Source organism: Variovorax sp. CAN15 (genome assembly GCF_030462475.1).
Lineage (GTDB): Bacteria > Pseudomonadota > Gammaproteobacteria > Burkholderiales > Burkholderiaceae_C > Variovorax.
In genome coordinates this window covers 17767-34875 of record NZ_JASMRZ010000013.1, presented here as the reverse complement: position 1 = coordinate 34875, position 17109 = coordinate 17767, and the positions used below count along the sequence as shown (strand labels likewise).

The window sequence follows — 17109 nt, the reverse complement described above, 5'->3', positions numbered from 1 at the left end:
CATGAATGGCACGACAGCCTACACGCCGCCCACCGTCTGGTCATGGAACAAGGAAAGCGGCGGCCGCTTCGCGAACATCAATCGCCCCATTGCGGGCGCGACGCACGAGAAAGACCTGCCCGTAGGCAAGCATCCGCTGCAACTGTATTCGCTCGCCACGCCCAACGGCGTGAAAGTGACGGTAATGCTCGAGGAACTGCTGGCCCTGGGCCATGCGGGTGCCGAATACGACGCCTGGCTGATCCGCATCAACGACGGCGACCAGTTCGGCAGCGGCTTCGTGGCGGTGAACCCGAATTCGAAGATTCCCGCGCTGATGGACCGCAGCGGCACCAAGCCCATCCGCGTGTTCGAGTCGGGCGCGATCCTGCAGTACCTGGCCGAGAAGTTCGGCAGCGCCTTTTTGCCGACCGAGCCGGCGGCGCGCGCCGAATGCCTGTCGTGGCTCTTCTGGCAGATGGGCAGCGCGCCCTACCTGGGCGGCGGCTTCGGGCATTTCTATGCCTATGCGCCCACGAAGATCGAATACGCCATCGACCGCTTCGCGATGGAAACCAAGCGCCAGCTCGACGTGCTCGACCGCCGCCTGGCCGAGAGCCGGTACCTCGCGGGCGACGAATACACCATCGCCGACATGGCGGTCTGGCCCTGGTACGGCACGCTGGCCAAGGGACAGCTCTACGAGTCGGGCGAGTTCCTGCAGGTGAGCGAATACAGGAACGTGCTGCGCTGGACCGACGAGATTGCCCAACGCCCGGCGGTGCAGCGCGGCCGCATGGTCAACCGTACCTGGGGCCAGCCCGCCAGCCAGCTCCACGAGCGCCACGACGCCGCCGACTTCGACACCCGCACGCAGGACAAGCTGCAGGCGCCGACCTGAGCGACAAGCGCGCCACCCCCGACCCGACAGGAGCAACGACGATGAGCGACAAGATCCTGGTGTTCTACGGCTCCTACCGCTCCGACCGCATGGGCGTGCGCCTGGCGGACTACATCGTCGCCGGCCTGCGCGAACGCGGCGACGACGCGGAGCTGGTGGATGCGAAGCAGGTCGACCTGCCCATGCTCGACCGCATGTACAAGGAATACCCGAAGGGCAGCGCTCCAGCCGCGATGGAAGCGCTGGCCGGGAAGATCCGAACGGCCGACGCCTTCATCTTCGTCACCGGCGAATACAACTGGGGCCCGCAGCCGGGCCTGAAGAATCTCACCGACCATTTCCTGGAAGAGTGGTTCTGGCGCCCCGCGGCCATTGCGAGCTATTCGGCCGGGCGCTTCTCCGGCGTGCGCTCGGGCACGGTGTGGCATTCGATCCTGTCGGAGATGGGCATGGTCGTGGTGTCGAGCACGTTGGCCGTCGGGCCGATCTCGCAGACGCTGGATGCCGCTGGCAAGCCGACGGGGCCCGCGGGCGAGTCGCTGCAGCGCTCGTTCGGCCGCTTCGCCGACGACCTGGCCTGGTGGACCGACGCGGCACGCGCGCAGAGGGCGCGCAAGGCGCCGCCTTACTGATAGCTGATAGCCGGCCGCCGGCCGGGGGCTCGCGGCTGGCCCCGAAGGCATCTTGTTCACCGCCCAAATTTTGGGCAGATTAACTAATCCCTTTGTAAAACAACAGCTTACGTTGCTTTTACAACGCTCCTCATCAGTTATCCCCAAAGTTGTGCACTGAAAATGGGGAAGAAGCCGGCTTTCCCACATTCCGGCTGCAAGTGGCTGATCCGATAGCGTTTTTCGCTCACCGGAAACCGTGAAAAATGGAGTCGAAAGGCTGTTTCGGGGCTGGACGAGGCGGTTTTGGCGGTCAGAGTTGTACACCGCCCAAAATTTGAGCAAACTAAGGAATACCCTTGTAAAACAACGACTTGCATTCGTTTTACAAGGCTCCTCATGAGTTACCCCCAAAGTTGCCCACAGAAAATGGGGACGGGAGCGAGTTGTTCAGCAATCGCGCGCAAGTTGCTGTTTTTACGGCGCCGGGGCGGTCAACTCTCCGGCGGGGCCTGCTGCCCGGCGTAGTGCCGGCATAGCGTGTCGACCAGCGCCTGCGCGTAGATCGGCAGCGCCGCGCGGTTGCGCACGAGCAGGTAGCGCTCCCGCACGCACCACGCGTCGGCGAGGTCGATCAGCGCGAGCTGCATGCTTTCCTGGTTGCGCCGCGCCGCCGACTCCGGCACCACGCCGATGCCCACGCCGTTGCCGATCATCCGGCACATGGCGTCGAAGCTGCCGAGCTGGATGCGCAGCTTCTGCCGCTTGCCCAGGTTGTCGGTGATCTGCGAGAGAAAGGTCTGCAGCGTGCTGCCTTGCTGCATGCCGATGGCGTCTTCGTCCAGCGTCTCGGCGAAGGAGATCTTCCTGCGCTTGGCGAAGCGGTGCTTGCGCGAGGTGGCGAGCACCAGCCGGTCGGTGCTGAAGTGGATGGCTTCCAGCCCCAGCGTGTCGACGCGGCCGGCGACGATGCCGATGTCGGCGCGGCCGTCGAGCACGCCGCGCGGGATCTGAGCATTCGGTTTTTCCTGAAGGTCGACGTTGATGCGCGGGTTGTGCGCCAGAAAGCCCGGCAGGATCTCGGGCAGGAAGTCGGTCACCGCCGTGGTGTTGGCGAACACGCGCAGGTGGCCGCGCAGGCCGCCGCCGTATTCGAGCAGGTCGGCGCGCAGCTGCTCCGTCTGGTGCAGCACGAGGCGGGCGTGGTGCAGGAAAGCTTCCCCTGGCGGCAGCAGCCGTACGCCCCGGGCCTCGCGCTGCAGCAGTTGCAGGCCGGCCTGCGTTTCCAGCGCCTTGATGCGCGCGCTGGCCGCCGCCAGCGACAGGTGCTGGCGCTCGGCCGCCCGCGTGAGGTTGCCGAGCTCGGCCGTGGCCACGAAGAGCCGGAGGTCGGTGAGGTCGAAAAGCATGCAGCGATGGTAGGCGCCGCCATGACACCAGCCTTCGGGAATGCAGAAGGCTGGGTTCCGAAATCGCAGATTGCGCGCGAGGGTGGGGCGGCCGACGATGCGGGCCATGGAGACGACAAGACACACGAAATTCCGCGCATGGGCGCTGCTGTCGCTGGCAGCCGCGCTCGTGCTTCCGGCGGGCCCCGCGCTCGCCCAGAACTATCCCTCGCGCCCCGTCACGCTCGTCGTGCCCCAGGCCGCCGGCGGCACCAACGACATCGTCGGCCGCCTCGTGGGCCAGAAGCTCGGCGAGGTGATGAACAACGCCGGCGTGGTGGTCGACAACCGCCCCGGCGCGGGCGGCAACATCGGCACGCAGCTGGTGGCCAAGGGGCCGAGGGACGGCTACACGCTGCTCATGACCATCAGCAGCAGCCAGGCCATCAACCCCGCGCTCTACAAGAACCCGGGCTTCGACCCCGAGCGCGACTTCAAGCCCGTGGGCCTCATTGGCGCGGTGCCCAACGTGCTGCTGGTCAACCCGACGTTTCCGGCGAAGAACCTTGCCGAGTTCCTGAAGCTTGCGCGGGCGAAGGGCGCGAACTACCAGTACGCCTCGGCCGGCAACGGCACGCTCAACCACCTGCTGGGCGAAATGCTCAACAGCATGGCCGGCATCTCGATGCAGCATGTGCCCTACAAGGGCGTGGCCCCTGCGCTCAACGACGTGCTGGGCGGGCAACTGCCCATCGTGTTCGCGAGCCTGCCTTCGGCGCTGCCGCACATCAAGGCCGGCAAGCTGCGCGCGCTGGCCGTGAGCGGCGAGAAGCGCTCACCGGTGCTGCCCGACGTGCCCACCATCGCCGAGGCCGTGCCGGGCTACAACGGCACGCTGTGGATCGGGCTGTTCGCCCCGGCGGGCGTGCCGCCCGACGTGCTCGCCACGCTGCAGGACGCCACGCGCAAGGCGCTGGCTTCGAAGGACCTGCGCGACAAGCTCGGCCAGCAGGGCGTGGAGATCGCCGCGCCCACCACCCCCGAACAGTTCTCGGCGCTGCTGCACGACGACCTCGCCAAGTGGGCGCGGATCGTCAAGGCCTCCGGTGCCGCGGTCGACTGAATGACGCAGGAATCGACGAAGGAATCCATGAGCAACGACACACAGACTTCATCTCCCGCGATCGACAGCGAAGCGCTGGCGAAGCTGCAGGCCTGGCAGGGCCGCAGCGAAACGCTGGCCGACGACATCACCGCCGCGCCCGTGCGCGCTCTTTCGGCCACGCTCGACCGCGACGATCCGCTGCCGCGGGCCGGCACGCGCCTGCCCGAGCTGTGGCACTGGCTCTACTTCCTGCCGCACCACCGACAGTCCGAGATCGGCGAGGACGGCCACGCCAGGCGCGGCGGCTTCCTGCCGCCCGTGCCGCTGCCGCGCCGCATGTGGGCGGGCGGACGGCTCGCGTGGGAGCCGGGCAATCCGCTGCAGGTCGGCGACAAGGTGGAGCGCACCTCGCGCATCGTCTCGGTCGCGCACAAGGCGGGCCGCACCGGCGAACTGGTGTTCGTGCTGGTGCGCCACGAGGTGCGCAACGAACGCGGCCTGGCGCTCACCGAGGAGCACGACATCGTCTACCGCGCCGCGGCAAAACCGGGTGAGGGGGGCGAGGCCGGCCCGTCGCCCACGCCCGCACCGAAGGACGCCGCCTTCAGCCGCGACCTCGTGCCCGACGACGTGCTGCTCTTCCGCTACTCGGCGCTCACCTTCAACGGCCACCGCATCCACTACGACCGCCGCTACGTCACCCAGGTCGAGGGCTACCCGGGCCTGATCGTGCACGGCCCGCTGATCGCGACGCTGCTGGTCGACCTGCTGCGCCGCAACGTGCCGGGCGCGCAGCTTGCGCGCTTCGAGTTCCGCGCGGTGCGCCCGACCTTCGACATCGCGCCGCTCCGGGTGCACGGCAAGCCCGGCGGCGACGCAAAGACATTCAACCTGTGGGGCGAGGACGCCGACGGCTGGCTCACGATGCAGGCCAAGGCCGTGCTGGCCTGAGCGGGAGGAGGGAACACATGACAAGACCCCTGGACGGCATCACCGTCATCTCGCTCGAGCACGCCATCGCCGCGCCGTTCTGCACCCGCCAGCTCGCCGACCTCGGCGCGCGCGTCATCAAGGTGGAGCGTCCCGAGGTGGGCGACTTCGCGCGCGCCTACGACGCCCGCGTGGGCGGCGAGGCCTCGCATTTCGTGTGGGTGAACCGCTCGAAGGAAAGCCTCACGCTCGACATCAAGCAGCCCGCCGCGCTCGCGGTGCTGCAGGAACTGCTGGCCGACGCCGACGTGCTGGTGCAGAACCTCGCGCCCGGCGCCGCCGCGCGCATGGGGCTGGGCGCGCAGGCGCTGCAGGAAAGGCATCCGAAGCTCATCGTCTGCGACATCTCCGGCTATGGCGAGGACGGCCCGTACCGCGACAAGAAGGCCTACGACCTGCTGATCCAGAGCGAGGCCGGTTTTCTCTCGGTGACGGGCACGCCCGACGAGCCCTGCAAGTCGGGCAATTCCATCGCCGACATCGCGGCCGGCATGTATGCCTACACCGGCATCCTCGCGGCGCTGCTCCAGCGTGGAAAGACCGGCAAGGGCTCGCACATCGACGTGTCGATGCTCGAATCGCTGGCCGAGTGGATGGGCTACCCGATGTACTACGCCTACGACGGCGCGCCGCCGCCGCCGCGCAGCGCCGCCTCGCACGCGACCATCTATCCCTACGGCCCCTTCCCGGCGGGCGACGGCGGCACCGTGATGCTGGGCCTGCAGAACGAGCGCGAGTGGCGCACCTTCTGCGAGAAGGTGCTGCTGCGGACCGGGCTGGCCGCCGACCCGCGCTTCGACAGCAACGCGCGCCGCAACGAGAACCGCGAGGCGCTGCGCGCGATCATCGTGGAGACCTTCGGCGCGCTGAGCACGGCGCAGGTGCTGGAGCGGCTGGACACCGCGCAGATCGCCAACGCCCGCATGAACGACATGGCCGGGCTCTGGGCCCATCCGCAGCTGCAGGCGCGCGGGCGCTGGCGGCAGGTGGGCTCGCCGGCCGGCGACATCCCGGCCCTGCTGCCGGCCGGGCGCCAGAGCGCCTTCGACTACCGCATGGACCCGATCCCGGCGGTCGGCGAGCACACCGACGCCATCCTGCGCAGCCTCGGGCGCAGCGAGGCGGAGATCGCGGCGCTGCGCGAGGCGAGGGCGGTGTGAGCGCGTCGCCGCTTTCCCTGGCGCGCGCCTTTCTCTTCGTGCCCGCCGACCGGCCCGAGCGCCATGTGCGTGCGCTGGCGACGGGGGCGGGCGGCGTGATCGTCGACCTCGAAGACGCAGTGGCTCCCGAGCGCAAGGTGCAGGCGCGCGATCAGCTCGCGGCCTCGTTCGCCGCGCTGCCCGCCGGAGACCGGCGACGGCTGCTGGTGCGCATCAATGCGGCCGGCACGCCTTGGCATGACGACGACCGCGCGCAGATCGGAGCGCTCGCCGCGCAGGGGCTGATCGCCGGCATCGTGCTGCCCAAGGCGGAGTGCGCGGCCGATCTCTCGCGGGTGGCCGAGGCGGCAGGCCCGTCGGCCGCGCTGGTKCCGCTGATCGAGTCGGCCGCCGGCCTCGCCGCGGTCGACGAACTCGCCGCCGGCCCGCAGGTGCTGCGCCTGGCCTTCGGCAACCTGGATTTCCAGGCCGACCTGGGCCTGGCCTGCGACGTCGACGAGGCGGAGCTGGTGCCGGTGCGCCTCGCGCTGCTGCTGGCCTCGCGCCGCGCCGGATTGCCGGCACCCATCGACGGCGTGACGCCCGACTGGCGCGACGCGGACCGGCTGGCGGCCGACACCGCGCGCGCGCGGCGCGGCGGCTTCGGCGCCAGGCTGTGCATCCATCCCGACCAGGTCGCGCCGGTGCACGCCGCGCTCGGCCCCACGGCGCAGGAGCTGGCGTGGGCCCGCCGCGTGGTCGAGGCCATGCGCACGGCCGGCGGCGGCGTCGTCAGCCTCGACGGGCGCATGGTCGATGCGCCTGTCGTGCGGCTGGCCGAACGCCTGCTCGCGCTCGACGAAGAACACCCCTGAGCAAACAACCATGAAGGAGACGAGCAAGTGACGAGAGCAATCAAGAAAAGCTGGAAATTCAGGACCCTGATCGCCGCCTCGGCGGGCGCATGCCTGCTGGCCTTCCAGGTGCCGGCATCAGCGCAGGCCGCATGGCCCGACAAGCCGGTGACGATGGTCGTGCCGTACTCGGCCGGCGGCCCGACCGACGTGGTAGCGCGCATGCTCGCCATCCCGATGGGCAAGTCGCTGGGCCAGCCGGTGATCGTCGAGAACACCGTCGGCGCGGGCGGCACCATCGCGCCAACGCGTGTGGCAAAGGCGGCGCCCAACGGCTACACCATCCTGATCCACCACATGGGCATGGCCACCGCGCCCGCGCTCTACAAGAAGCTCAACTACGACCCGCTGAAGGATTTCGAGTACGTCGGCCAGGTGCTGGACGTGCCGATGACGCTGCTCTCGCGCAAGGATTTCCCGGCCAACAACTACCAGGAATTGCTGGCCTACGTGAAGGCCAACAAGGACAAGGTCACGCTGGCCAACGCGGGCGTGGGCGCGGTGTCGCAGCTGTGCGGCCTGCTTTTCATGAACCAGATCGGCGTGCAGCTCACGACCGTGCCCTACAAGGGTGCGGGCCCGGCGCTCAACGACCTGATGGGCGGGCAGGTCGACCTGCTGTGCGACCAGACCACGCAGACCGCGCCGGTCATCAAGGACGGCAACCGCGTGAAGGTGTTCGGCGTGACCACGCCGCAGCGGCTGTCGAGCATGCCGAACATCCCGACGCTGGACGAGCAGGGGCTCAAGGGCTTCGACGTGCGGGTGTGGCACGGCATCTATGCGCCCAAGGGCACGCCGCAGCCGGTGATCGAGAAGCTCAACGTCGCCCTGCGCGCGGCGCTGCAGGACGACATGGTGAAGCACCGCCTGGCCGAGCTCAGCTCCGAGATCGTGCCGGTGGAGAAGCAGACGCCCGAGAGCCTGCGCACGCACCTGGCGGCGGAGGTGGGCAAGTGGGGCAAGGTGATCCGCGCCGCCGGCGTGCAGGCGGACTGATCTTTTTCAGCCGATGGACTGCGCGCGCAGCGCCTCGTCGAACAGCGCGAGCAAATGCCGCGCGAACAGGTCCATGTTCGCCGGGCGGTCGGCATTGCCGGTCTCGATGGTGCGGCTCACGCTGACCGGGCCGGCGAGTGCCAGGCACACGCGCCCCGGCACGTCGCCGTAGGGGCTGGGCGACGGCCCGGCCGCTCCGCTTTCGGCGATGCCCCAGGTCGAGTGGTGGGTGTCGCGCACCCGACCGGCGATGAGCCGGGCGTAGGGCTCGGTCTCGCCGCGCATGCCGGCCATGTCCTCGGCGGTCAGGTTCAGCAGCGCGCGGCCGGCGCGCCTCGAATAGACGACCGCGCCGCCCTTGAAGTAGGCCGAGGCACCCGCGATGGCGAGCAGGGCTGCCGACACCAGCCCGCCGGCCGAGGACTCGACCACCGCCACCGTCTGGCCCCGCGCGCGCAGCGCTTCGCCGACGCGCGCCGCGAGCACGGGCAAGGATTCGGGCAGGGAGGGCGCGGTCATCGGACCTGGAAGCGCGGACCGGGCCGCTTCACGTAGGCCGGCGCGCGCTCGTGGCTCGCGGTGTCTCCGTAGATGGTGTCCGCCGGGTAGTACTCGGCCTGCAGCTGCACCTTGGCGGCGGCTTCCTCGCCCGCGCTGTGGGCGATGTAGGCCAGCATCAGGTCGGTACCGGCCGATACCCCGGCCGAGGTCCAGACGTTGCCGTCCTGCACGAAGCGCTGCTCTACCACCTTCACGTCGCCCAGCGCGCGCAGGCGGTCGAGCGATCCCCAGTGGGTGGTGGCGGTCTTGCCGGAGAGCAGCCCGGCCGCGTGCAGCACGAAGGCGCCGGTGCACACCGACATCAGCGTGGTGCATCCGGGCGCCTGGTCGGCGAGGAAGCGGGTCATGGCGGGGTTGTCGACCTCGCGGCGCGTGCCCATGCCGCCGGGAACGAGCAGGCAGTCGAGCTGGGGGCAGTCGGCGAAGGAAACGTGGGGGTTGATCGAGAGGCCCTTGGCGCAAGCCACCGGCTCGCGCTTCTCGGCCACGATCAGGCAGTGCTCGGGACCGCCGGCCAGCTTGCTCCACATGGTGAGCATTTCCCAGGGGCCGACGAAGTCGAGTTCCTCGACGTCGGGGAAGACGATGATCCCGAAATTCATACTTTGGAACTCCTTGGGTTTTTTGCCTGTGCGGACGCGCACGGATGCGAGGATAGAGGGTGAGCACGAAGGCCGCCTCAAGACAATCTTCGTGACAGCTGGTTGCAAGCCTGGCTCAGTGTTTTCCTGAGAGGGTCCATGGCTTGAAACTCGCTAGAGTGAAGGCGGCCGTTCAGGCTTTTGCCATTACACAAAGGAAATCTCATGAGCAAGAAAGTTGCATATGTCACCGGGGGCATGGGTGGCATCGGAACAGCCATCTGCCAGCGTCTCTACAAGGACGGGTTCACCGTGGTCGCAGGTTGCGGCCCCACGCGCGACTACGCCAAGTGGCTGGCCGAACAGAAAGCCGAAGGCTTCGAGTTCCATGCGTCGGTCGGCAATGTCGGCGACTGGCAATCCACCGTCGAAGCCTTCTCCGCCGCCAAGGCCGCGCACGGCCCCATCGACGTGCTGGTCAACAACGCCGGCATCACGCGGGACCGCATGTTCCTCAAGATGACGCCCGAGGACTGGAGCGCGGTGATCGAGACCAACCTCAACAGCATGTTCAACGTCACCAAGCAGGTGGTGGGCGACATGGTGGAAAAGGGCTGGGGCCGCATCATCAACATCAGCTCGGTCAACGGCGCCAAGGGCCAGGCGGGCCAGACCAACTACTCGGCGGCCAAGGCCGGCATGCACGGCTTCACCATGGCGCTGGCGCAGGAGCTGGCCAGCAAGGGTGTCACGGTCAACACCGTGAGCCCGGGCTACATCGGCACCGACATGGTCAAGGCCATCCGCCAGGAAGTGCTCGACAAGATCGTGGCCACCATCCCGGTCAAGCGCCTGGGCGAGCCGAGCGAAATCGCATCGATCATCGCGTGGCTCGCCACCGATGAAGGCGGCTACAGCACCGGTGCCGACTTCTCCGTCAACGGTGGCCTGCACATGCATTGAAATGAGGCTCTCCCCCAGGCTTTGCGCACTTCGTGTCGCCACGCCCACCCCCTCGCCGGGGGCAATACCAGCGGCTCGGCAAAGCCGGTTCCGCGGTATTCATGGAATGAGCCTCGATGGCCGATGCAGCATGTGGATGCTGACTGAAGGCTGATCCGGAAGACCCGCTTCGGCGGGTTTTTTCATTTCATCGATACGCGTTCCACGGATAGAAAACCGCGAACACGCGTCCTACAGTTCCCAACCCTCCGGAGGCAAACATGGAAAGCACAACAAGCACATCCGCCAGAAAGCTCCCGCTGTACCGTTCCCTCTACCTGCAGGTGATCACGGCCGTGGTCATCGGCGTGCTGCTGGGCCACTTCTATCCGGCTGCGGGCGAGGCGATGAAGCCGCTGGGCGACGGCTTCATCAAGCTGATCAAGATGATCATCGCGCCGATCATCTTCTGCACGGTGGTGGTGGGCATCGCCGGCATGGAGGACATGAAGAAGGTCGGCAAGACCGGCGGGCTGGCCCTGCTGTACTTCGAGGTCGTCAGCACCATCGCGCTGCTCGTCGGCCTTGTGCTGGTCAACGTGCTCAGGCCTGGCGGCGGCATGAACATCGACCCGGCAACGCTCGACACCAAGAGCATCGCGGCCTACACCGGTCCCGGCAAGATGACCGGGACGGTCGACTTCCTGCTCAACATCATCCCGAGCACCGTCGTGGATGCCTTCGCCAAGGGCGAGATCCTGCAGGTGTTGCTGATCGCGGTGCTGTTCGGCTTCGCGCTGCACCGCTTCGGCGGCCGCGGCACGCTGGTGTTCGACGTGATCGAGAAGGGCTCGCATGTGCTCTTCGGCATCGTCAACTACATCATGAAGCTGGCGCCCATCGGTGCCTTCGGCGCCATGGCCTTCACCATCGGCAAGTACGGGCTGGGCAGCCTGTTCTCGCTGGGCAAGCTGATGGGCACCTTCTACCTGACCTGCCTGCTCTTCATCTTCGTGGTGCTGGGGCTCATTGCGCGATTCCACGGCTTCAGCATCTGGAAGTTCATCAAGTACATCAAGGAAGAGCTGCTGATCGTGCTGGGCACGTCGTCTAGCGAATCGGTGCTGCCGCGCATGATGGAGAAGATGGAGAACCTGGGTGCCAACAAGACCTGCGTGGGCCTCGTCATCCCGACCGGCTATTCGTTCAACCTCGACGGCACTTCCATCTATCTCACGATGGCGGCGGTGTTCATCGCGCAGGCCACCAACACGCCGATGACGCTCACGCAGGAGATCACGCTGCTGGCGGTGCTGTTGCTCACCTCGAAGGGCGCGGCCGGCGTCACGGGCAGCGGCTTCATCGTGCTGGCGGCGACGCTGTCGGCGGTGGGGCATGTGCCGGTGGCGGGGCTGGCGCTCATTCTCGGCATCGACCGCTTCATGTCGGAAGCCCGCGCGCTCACCAACCTGATCGGCAACGGTGTCGCCACCATCGTGGTCGCCAAGTGGACCAACGAACTCGACGAGAACCGGCTGCAGGCCGGCCTCGACAACGAGACGTGGGTGGAGGCCCAGGAGCCCGAGGCGCTGGATGCTGCTCGCAGCAGCAAGATGGCCGGATAGCCGGGAAACGCCCCCCAGGCTTCGCCTGCCCCCTTGCAGGGGCAACACCGGCGGCCCGGCAAAGCCGGTTCCGCAGTGTTCCTTGAAGAATCCTGCCAGCCTTAAAGGTTGAACATCGTTCCTGCAAAATGCAACGATGCCCCACAGCGTCTCCCTCATCAACACGGTCGCCGCCGGACTGGGGCTGGCGCTCATCCTCGGCTTCCTGGCGKCCAGGCTGCGATTGCCGGCGCTGGTGGGGTACCTGCTGGCGGGCGTGATCATCGGCCCCTTCACCCCTGGCTTCGTGGCCGACGCGGGCATCGCGGCCCAGCTCGCCGAGATCGGCGTGATGCTGCTGATGTTCGGCGTGGGCCTTCATTTCTCCCTCGACGACCTGCTGGCGGTGCGCAAGATCGCGCTGCCCGGCGCGCTCGCGCAGATCGCCGTGGCCACGCTGCTGGGCGGCGGGCTGGCGATGTGGTGGGGCTGGAGCCCTGGTGCCGCGCTGGTGTTCGGGCTGGCGCTGTCGGTGGCGAGCACGGTGGTGCTGCTGCGCGCGCTCGAGAGCCTGGGCATCCTCGACTCCTTCACGGGCCGCATCGCGGTCGGCTGGCTCGTGGTCGAAGACCTGGCAATGGTGCTGGTGCTGGTGCTCATGCCGCCGCTGGCGGGCACGCTCGGCGGGCAGGGCCCGCAGGCGGGCGGCAATGCCGATCCGCTTTGGCAGACGCTGGGCCTCACGCTGCTGCAGGTCGGCGGCTTCGTCGCGCTGATGCTGGTGGTGGGGCGGCGGGTGTTCCCTTGGATCCTCTGGCAGGTCACGCGCACCGGTTCGCGCGAGCTGTTCACGCTGTGCGTGGTCGCGGCGGCCGTGAGCATCGCCTATGCGTCGGCGGCGCTGTTCGGTGTGTCTTTCGCGCTGGGTGCATTCTTCGCCGGCATGGTGATGCGCGAGTCGCAGTTCGCCCATCGGGCGGCGCAGGAATCGCTGCCGCTGCGCGACGCCTTCGCCGTGCTGTTCTTCGTGTCGGTCGGCATGCTGTTCGATCCCTCGGTGCTGCTCGACCGGCCGCTGCAAGTGCTCGCCGTGGTGCTCGTGATCGTGCTGGGCAAGTCGCTGGCGGCCTGCACTCTGGTGCTGGTGCTCCGCTACCCGCTGGGCACTGCGCTCACAGTGAGCGCGAGCCTGGCGCAGATCGGCGAGTTCTCGTTCATCCTGGCCGGGCTGGGGGTGTCGCTGGGCCTTCTGCCGACGGAAGGTCAGAGCCTGGTGCTGGCCGGAGCGCTGATTTCCATCGCGACCAATCCACTGTGGTTCAGCCTGATCGCGCCAATGCAGAAGTGGCTTCATGCGCATTCCTCCTTCGCGCGCGGGCTGGAGATGCGCGAAGACCCGCTGGCCGAACTGCCGATGACCACCGAGGCGAAATACCTCTCGCGGCAGGTGGTGCTGGTCGGCTACGGCCGGGTCGGCCGCCGCATCGCGGCCGAGCTCGACGCCAACGACATTCCCTATGTGGTGGCCGAGCAGAATCGCGAGCTGGTCGAGAAGCTGCGCGAAGCCGGAACGCCCGCCGTCTGGGGCGACGCGGCCGATCCGGCGGTGCTGATCCAGGCACACATCGCGCGCGCCCGCGTGCTGGTGGTCGCCACGCCCGACGCCATGAACGTGCGCCAGATGATGGAAACCGCGCGCACGCTCAACCCGGGCATCCAGACGGTGATCCGCAGCCACAACGAGCAGGAAGCCCGCCTTCTCACGCAGGAAACTTCCGCCACCGTTTTTCTCGGCGAGCACGAACTGGCCCAGGCCATGGCACGTGACGTGGTTCAGCGCACGGTGTCCATGGCCGTGCCGGCCTGATCGATGTCCAGGCTCCGCTCAGAGGTCTTCGATCACCAGCGTGCGGTAGCGCTGCGCAATGGAGTAGGGCACGGTACGCACCAGTTCCATCATCTGCTCGGCCGCCGCGCCGTCCCTGGTCCTTACCAGCAGGCCGGTGTGGCCCTCGCGCGCCAGCTTGGCGTAGGCGCGCACGGTGGCCGCGTCGGTGCCGGCGGACGGCAGCGGATCGTCGGCGATCTTCACCGTGGGCACGATCTCGCTGAGCACGGTTTCGGCGGGGAGCAGGTAGACCTCGTCGCCGCTCACGCCCTTTTCGATCAGCCGGTGGCCGATGCGGTCCGCGTCCTCCGCGCTCGGGAACATCACCAGCGAGTAGCCGGTCGGGTAGAAGGCGCCGCCGATGCTCGAGCGCATGCGGGGTTCAAGAGTGAAGTGCTTCATGCTGCCTCCTGTTCTTGTGGGAATTCCTGAACACAACATTAGGTCGCGTCCGGGGACTGCTCTGTAGGAGAACCCCTAAAGCCCTGTCAACCGCTCGCCTCCGTCGCCTGTTCAATTCATTCAGCAGTCAGCAAGCACCGTCATCCTCGCCTCATGCCTTCTCCCAGGAACATCGCACTCACCGTCCACGAGCTGGAGGCGGGCGAGTTCTACTGGGTACTGATGGAGGCCGTGGACGGCGCCCCCGGCGACACCACCCATGTCTACGTGCCGCTGGAGGCGGCCCACGAGCCCTATGCCACCTACTCGAACGCGCTGGTGGCGGGCGTGGCGATGATGCGGCGGCTGTTCGGGCCCGACGGCAAGCCGGCCTCCTGAAGCCCGGGGCAAGGCCTGCCGGGCAGGGCTCTCGAGGGGCGCTACCTATAATCCCGCCGTTCCGGTGCGGCAGTTTTCATTGACCGCTGCGCCGGACAACACGGTTCGAAGGTGCCTCGCACGCCATCTCATCGATGGCGACGGGGTTAAACGGGAAGCAGGTGAGCCGCGCCGTCGTTCTCCTCTCTGGAGATCGATCTACGCGTCGATTCCTGCGCTGCCCCCGCAACGGTCAGCGGATATGGAAACCCTCGGGCTCGTGCCTCCTAGCTTGGCACGGGCAGCCACTGCGCTTCGGCGTGGGAAGGCGAGGGCTTCCGCCACGGCGTGATTCAAGACAGAACACGCCGCGGCACTCCGCAAGCCCGGATACCGGCCTTCGCAACCGCCTTCGGACGCTGCGGGAGTGCGTGTCCGGGCCAGCCGCCTACCGCGCCCGCCGCGGGTCGCCGCAGCCCTTTCGCCCCCTCCCGCCGCGTCCTTCATCGAGCAGGAGCCTGCGGGGACGCAGGCCGGAGGAGAAGTTTCATGGGGCATGCATCGCGAGGGAGCGATCGCAGGGGAGCGTCGCCGCGGCGGCTGAGGCGCTGGGCGCGGTTTTCGGAGCTTTCGAGTCTTTCACTGGGTTGGGGCTCGCCCTTGGCCCCTGTGCGACGGTCCTCGCGCAGACGCCCGACGGCCAGACGCTCAAGCCGATCCAGGTCGATGCCGAACGGCACGCGCCGCTGGCCATCGACGAGCCCACGCAGACCGGCAGCCGCCTCGACCTCACGCCGCTTGAGACGCCGGCCAGCGTCGAGGTGCTGACGGGCGACACTATCCGCGCGCGCGGCGATGTCTCGGTGATCGACGCCGTCACCCGCGCCACCGGCATCACCGGCTCGCCCGGCCCGGGCAACGGCGGCACCGCGCTGGCGGCGCGGGGCTTCCTGGGCCACGGCTCGGTGATGCAGCTCTTCGACGGCACGCGCCTGTATGCCGGCGCTGGCACCGTCACCTTTCCCTTCGACACCTGGTCGGCCGACCGCATCGAGGTGCTGCGCGGCGCGGCCTCGGTGATGTACGGCGAGGGCGCCATCGGCGGCGCGATCAACGTGGTGCCCAAGAAGCCCACGCGCGGCCCGATCCGCAACGAGGCGCTGGTTTCCGTCGGCTCCGACGCCACCCGGCAAGTCGCCTTCGGCAGCGGCGGGGCGATCAACGACAGGCTCTCCTACCGCTTCGACATCAGCCAGCGCAACACCGACGGCTTCATGCAGCGCGGCGAGGCCGAGAGCCTGGCCGTGAGCGCTGCAGTGCGCCTGGACGTGTCGCCGCAGCTGCAGTTCACGCTCTCGCACGACGAGGGCCGCCAGTCGCCACAGCGCTACTACGGCGTGCCGCTGATCGACGGCCGCCTCGGCAGCCAGACCCTGCGCCAGAACTACAACGTGGACGACGCCGAGATCAAGTACCGCGACAAGTGGACCCGCCTCGACGCCCAGTGGACGCCCAGCGACGCGGTGACGGTGCGCAGCCAGCTCTACCGGCTGGAGAGCAAGCGCCACTGGCGCAACAGCGAAACCTACAGCTACAGCGCCACCACCCGGCGCGTGACGCGCGGCGACTACCTGGAGATCGGCCACGACCAGGAGCAGATCGGCAACCGCACCGACGCCACCTTCAGGCACGGAATGTTCGGCCTCGCCAACCAGGTGCTGGTGGGCTTCGACGTGAATCGCATCGACTTCACGCACACCAACGACTCGCCCTACGGCGGCCGTTCGGTGGTCGATCCCTTCGTCTTCAGCCCCGGCTACTACGCCTCTCCGGTGGCCTATACGCCGCGCTACAAGACCAAGACCAGCACCTACGCCTTCTTCGCCGAGGACAAGCTGGCCTTCAACCAGCAGTGGTCGCTGGTGGGCAGCCTGCGCTGGGACCACGCGAAGATCGCGCGCACCGATCTTCAGAACGCTGCCAGCAGCTTCGGCAAGACCTTCGAATACGCCACCGGCCGCCTCGGCGTGGTCTACGCGCCCGATGCCTCGCAGTCGTTCTATGCGCAGGTGGCGCGCGCGGCCGATCCGCTGGGCTCGCTGGTGACCACCTCGGCCTCGCAGGCAGCCTTCGACCTGAGCACCGGCAGGCAGGTCGAGGTCGGCTACAAGCGCCAGCTCGCGGACAGCCGCGGCGCATGGACGGTGGCGGCCTACCGCATCGAGAAGAACAAGCTGCTCTCGCGCGACGCCATCGATCCCACCGTCACGCAGCAGGTCGGCAAGCAGTCTTCCGAAGGCATCGAGGCCACGCTCGACCTGGCGCTGACCTCCACGTTGCGGCTGGAAGCGAATGCCGCCAAGCTGCGCGCGCGCTATGACGACTTCAACGAAGTGGTCAGCGGCAAACTGGTCTCGCGCGCGGGCAACACGCCCACCGGCGTGCCCGAGGAGGCCGCCAACCTCTGGCTCACCTGGCGCTTCCTGCCGCAGTGGGAGGCCGATGTCGGCCTGCGCTACGTGGGCCCGCGCCAGGCCGACTCGGCCAACTCGCGCAAGATCGGCTCCTACACCGTGGCCGATGCGGGCGTGAGCTGGCAGGCGAACCCGTCGCTCAAGCTCGCGCTGCGCGCCTACAACCTGGCCGACCGGCGCTACCCGGTGTCGTTCTCGAGCGGCGGCAACCAGTGGCTGCTGGGGCGTCCGCGCTCCTTCGAGCTGTCGGCGCTGGTCAACTTCTGATGAGTGC

16 protein-coding genes and 1 riboswitch are annotated in these 17109 nt (G+C 68.0%); of the genes, 12 read left to right on the top strand and 4 right to left on the bottom strand.

Annotation, left to right across the window (positions count from 1 at the left end; genetic code table 11):
• Window position 1: 1 nt before the first annotated feature.
• Both yghU and QMO14_RS11890 read left to right on the top strand, forming a co-directional pair.
• Entirely contained in the window at window positions 2–880 is an 879-nt protein-coding gene (gene yghU / locus QMO14_RS11895) for a glutathione-dependent disulfide-bond oxidoreductase (RefSeq protein ID WP_301507418.1), read from the top strand.
• Between the two features lie 41 nt (window positions 881–921).
• Window positions 922–1512: an NADPH-dependent FMN reductase gene (locus QMO14_RS11890; protein WP_301507417.1), complete on the top strand. Its 591-nt coding sequence runs from the start codon at window positions 922–924 to the stop codon at window positions 1510–1512.
• Between the two features lie 473 nt (window positions 1513–1985).
• Here QMO14_RS11890 and QMO14_RS11885 read toward each other — a convergent pair whose 3' ends face one another.
• Window positions 1986–2900, bottom strand: a complete 915-nt coding sequence (locus tag QMO14_RS11885; protein ID WP_301507416.1) for a LysR family transcriptional regulator — start codon at window positions 2898–2900, stop codon at window positions 1986–1988.
• Window positions 2901–3006: 106 nt separating this feature from the next.
• Here QMO14_RS11885 and QMO14_RS11880 point away from each other — a divergent pair, with 106 nt between their 5' ends.
• From QMO14_RS11880 to QMO14_RS11860, 5 genes are read left to right on the top strand one after another with little or no spacing between them, the layout of a single operon-like run.
• A complete protein-coding gene (locus tag QMO14_RS11880; protein WP_301507415.1) occupies window positions 3007–4002 on the top strand; it encodes a tripartite tricarboxylate transporter substrate binding protein in 996 nt (331 codons plus the stop codon).
• 27 nt (window positions 4003–4029) lie between these two features.
• Window positions 4030–4935: a MaoC family dehydratase N-terminal domain-containing protein gene (locus QMO14_RS11875; protein ID WP_301507414.1), complete on the top strand. Its 906-nt coding sequence runs from the start codon at window positions 4030–4032 to the stop codon at window positions 4933–4935.
• A gap of 17 nt (window positions 4936–4952) precedes the next feature.
• Complete coding sequence (locus QMO14_RS11870; protein WP_301507413.1) at window positions 4953–6134, top strand: CaiB/BaiF CoA-transferase family protein; 1182 nt, start codon at window positions 4953–4955, stop codon at window positions 6132–6134.
• On the top strand, window positions 6131–6988 hold the full coding sequence (locus tag QMO14_RS11865) for a CoA ester lyase (RefSeq protein ID WP_301507412.1): 858 nt from the start codon (window positions 6131–6133) through the stop codon (window positions 6986–6988). Before QMO14_RS11870 ends, QMO14_RS11865 begins: the two co-directional genes overlap by 4 nt.
• A gap of 39 nt (window positions 6989–7027) precedes the next feature.
• On the top strand, window positions 7028–8026 hold the full coding sequence (locus QMO14_RS11860) for a tripartite tricarboxylate transporter substrate binding protein BugD (RefSeq protein WP_301507496.1): 999 nt from the start codon (window positions 7028–7030) through the stop codon (window positions 8024–8026).
• A 6-nt stretch (window positions 8027–8032) separates the two neighbouring features.
• Here QMO14_RS11860 and QMO14_RS11855 read toward each other — a convergent pair whose 3' ends face one another.
• On the bottom strand, window positions 8033–8545 hold the full coding sequence (locus QMO14_RS11855; protein WP_301507411.1) for a CinA family protein: 513 nt from the start codon (window positions 8543–8545) through the stop codon (window positions 8033–8035).
• Complete coding sequence (locus tag QMO14_RS11850; protein ID WP_301507410.1) at window positions 8542–9189, bottom strand: DJ-1/PfpI family protein; 648 nt, start codon at window positions 9187–9189, stop codon at window positions 8542–8544. Before QMO14_RS11850 ends, QMO14_RS11855 begins: the two co-directional genes overlap by 4 nt.
• 204 nt (window positions 9190–9393) lie before the next feature.
• On the opposite strand from QMO14_RS11850, the gene phbB reads away from it, so the two are divergent.
• The 3 genes from phbB to ybaL all read left to right on the top strand — a co-directional run bounded on the left by phbB (window position 9394) and on the right by ybaL (window position 13581).
• On the top strand, window positions 9394–10131 hold the full coding sequence (phbB, locus tag QMO14_RS11845) for an acetoacetyl-CoA reductase (protein WP_301507409.1): 738 nt from the start codon (window positions 9394–9396) through the stop codon (window positions 10129–10131).
• A gap of 260 nt (window positions 10132–10391) precedes the next feature.
• A complete protein-coding gene (locus QMO14_RS11840) occupies window positions 10392–11735 on the top strand; it encodes a dicarboxylate/amino acid:cation symporter (protein WP_301507408.1) in 1344 nt (447 codons plus the stop codon).
• Window positions 11736–11871: 136 nt separating this feature from the next.
• Window positions 11872–13581 (top strand): YbaL family putative K(+) efflux transporter, encoded by a 1710-nt coding sequence (ybaL, locus tag QMO14_RS11835; protein WP_301507407.1) that lies wholly within the window; start codon window positions 11872–11874, stop codon window positions 13579–13581.
• 18 nt (window positions 13582–13599) lie between these two features.
• On the opposite strand, the gene QMO14_RS11830 is transcribed toward ybaL, so the two are convergent.
• The gene (locus tag QMO14_RS11830; protein WP_301507406.1) at window positions 13600–14004 is read right to left on the bottom strand and encodes a hypothetical protein; all 405 of its coding nucleotides are present in this window, start codon (window positions 14002–14004) and stop codon (window positions 13600–13602) included.
• A 153-nt stretch (window positions 14005–14157) separates the two neighbouring features.
• Between QMO14_RS11830 and QMO14_RS11825 the strand changes: the two genes are divergently transcribed.
• Window positions 14158–14382 (top strand): hypothetical protein, encoded by a 225-nt coding sequence (locus tag QMO14_RS11825; protein WP_301507405.1) that lies wholly within the window; start codon window positions 14158–14160, stop codon window positions 14380–14382.
• Window positions 14383–14474: 92 nt separating this feature from the next.
• Window positions 14475–14778: riboswitch (cobalamin riboswitch) on the top strand.
• A 230-nt stretch (window positions 14779–15008) separates the two neighbouring features.
• Window positions 15009–17102, top strand: coding sequence for a TonB-dependent siderophore receptor (locus tag QMO14_RS11820; RefSeq protein WP_301507404.1), 2094 nt, complete (start codon window positions 15009–15011; stop codon window positions 17100–17102).
• Window positions 17103–17109: the final 7 nt, after the last annotated feature.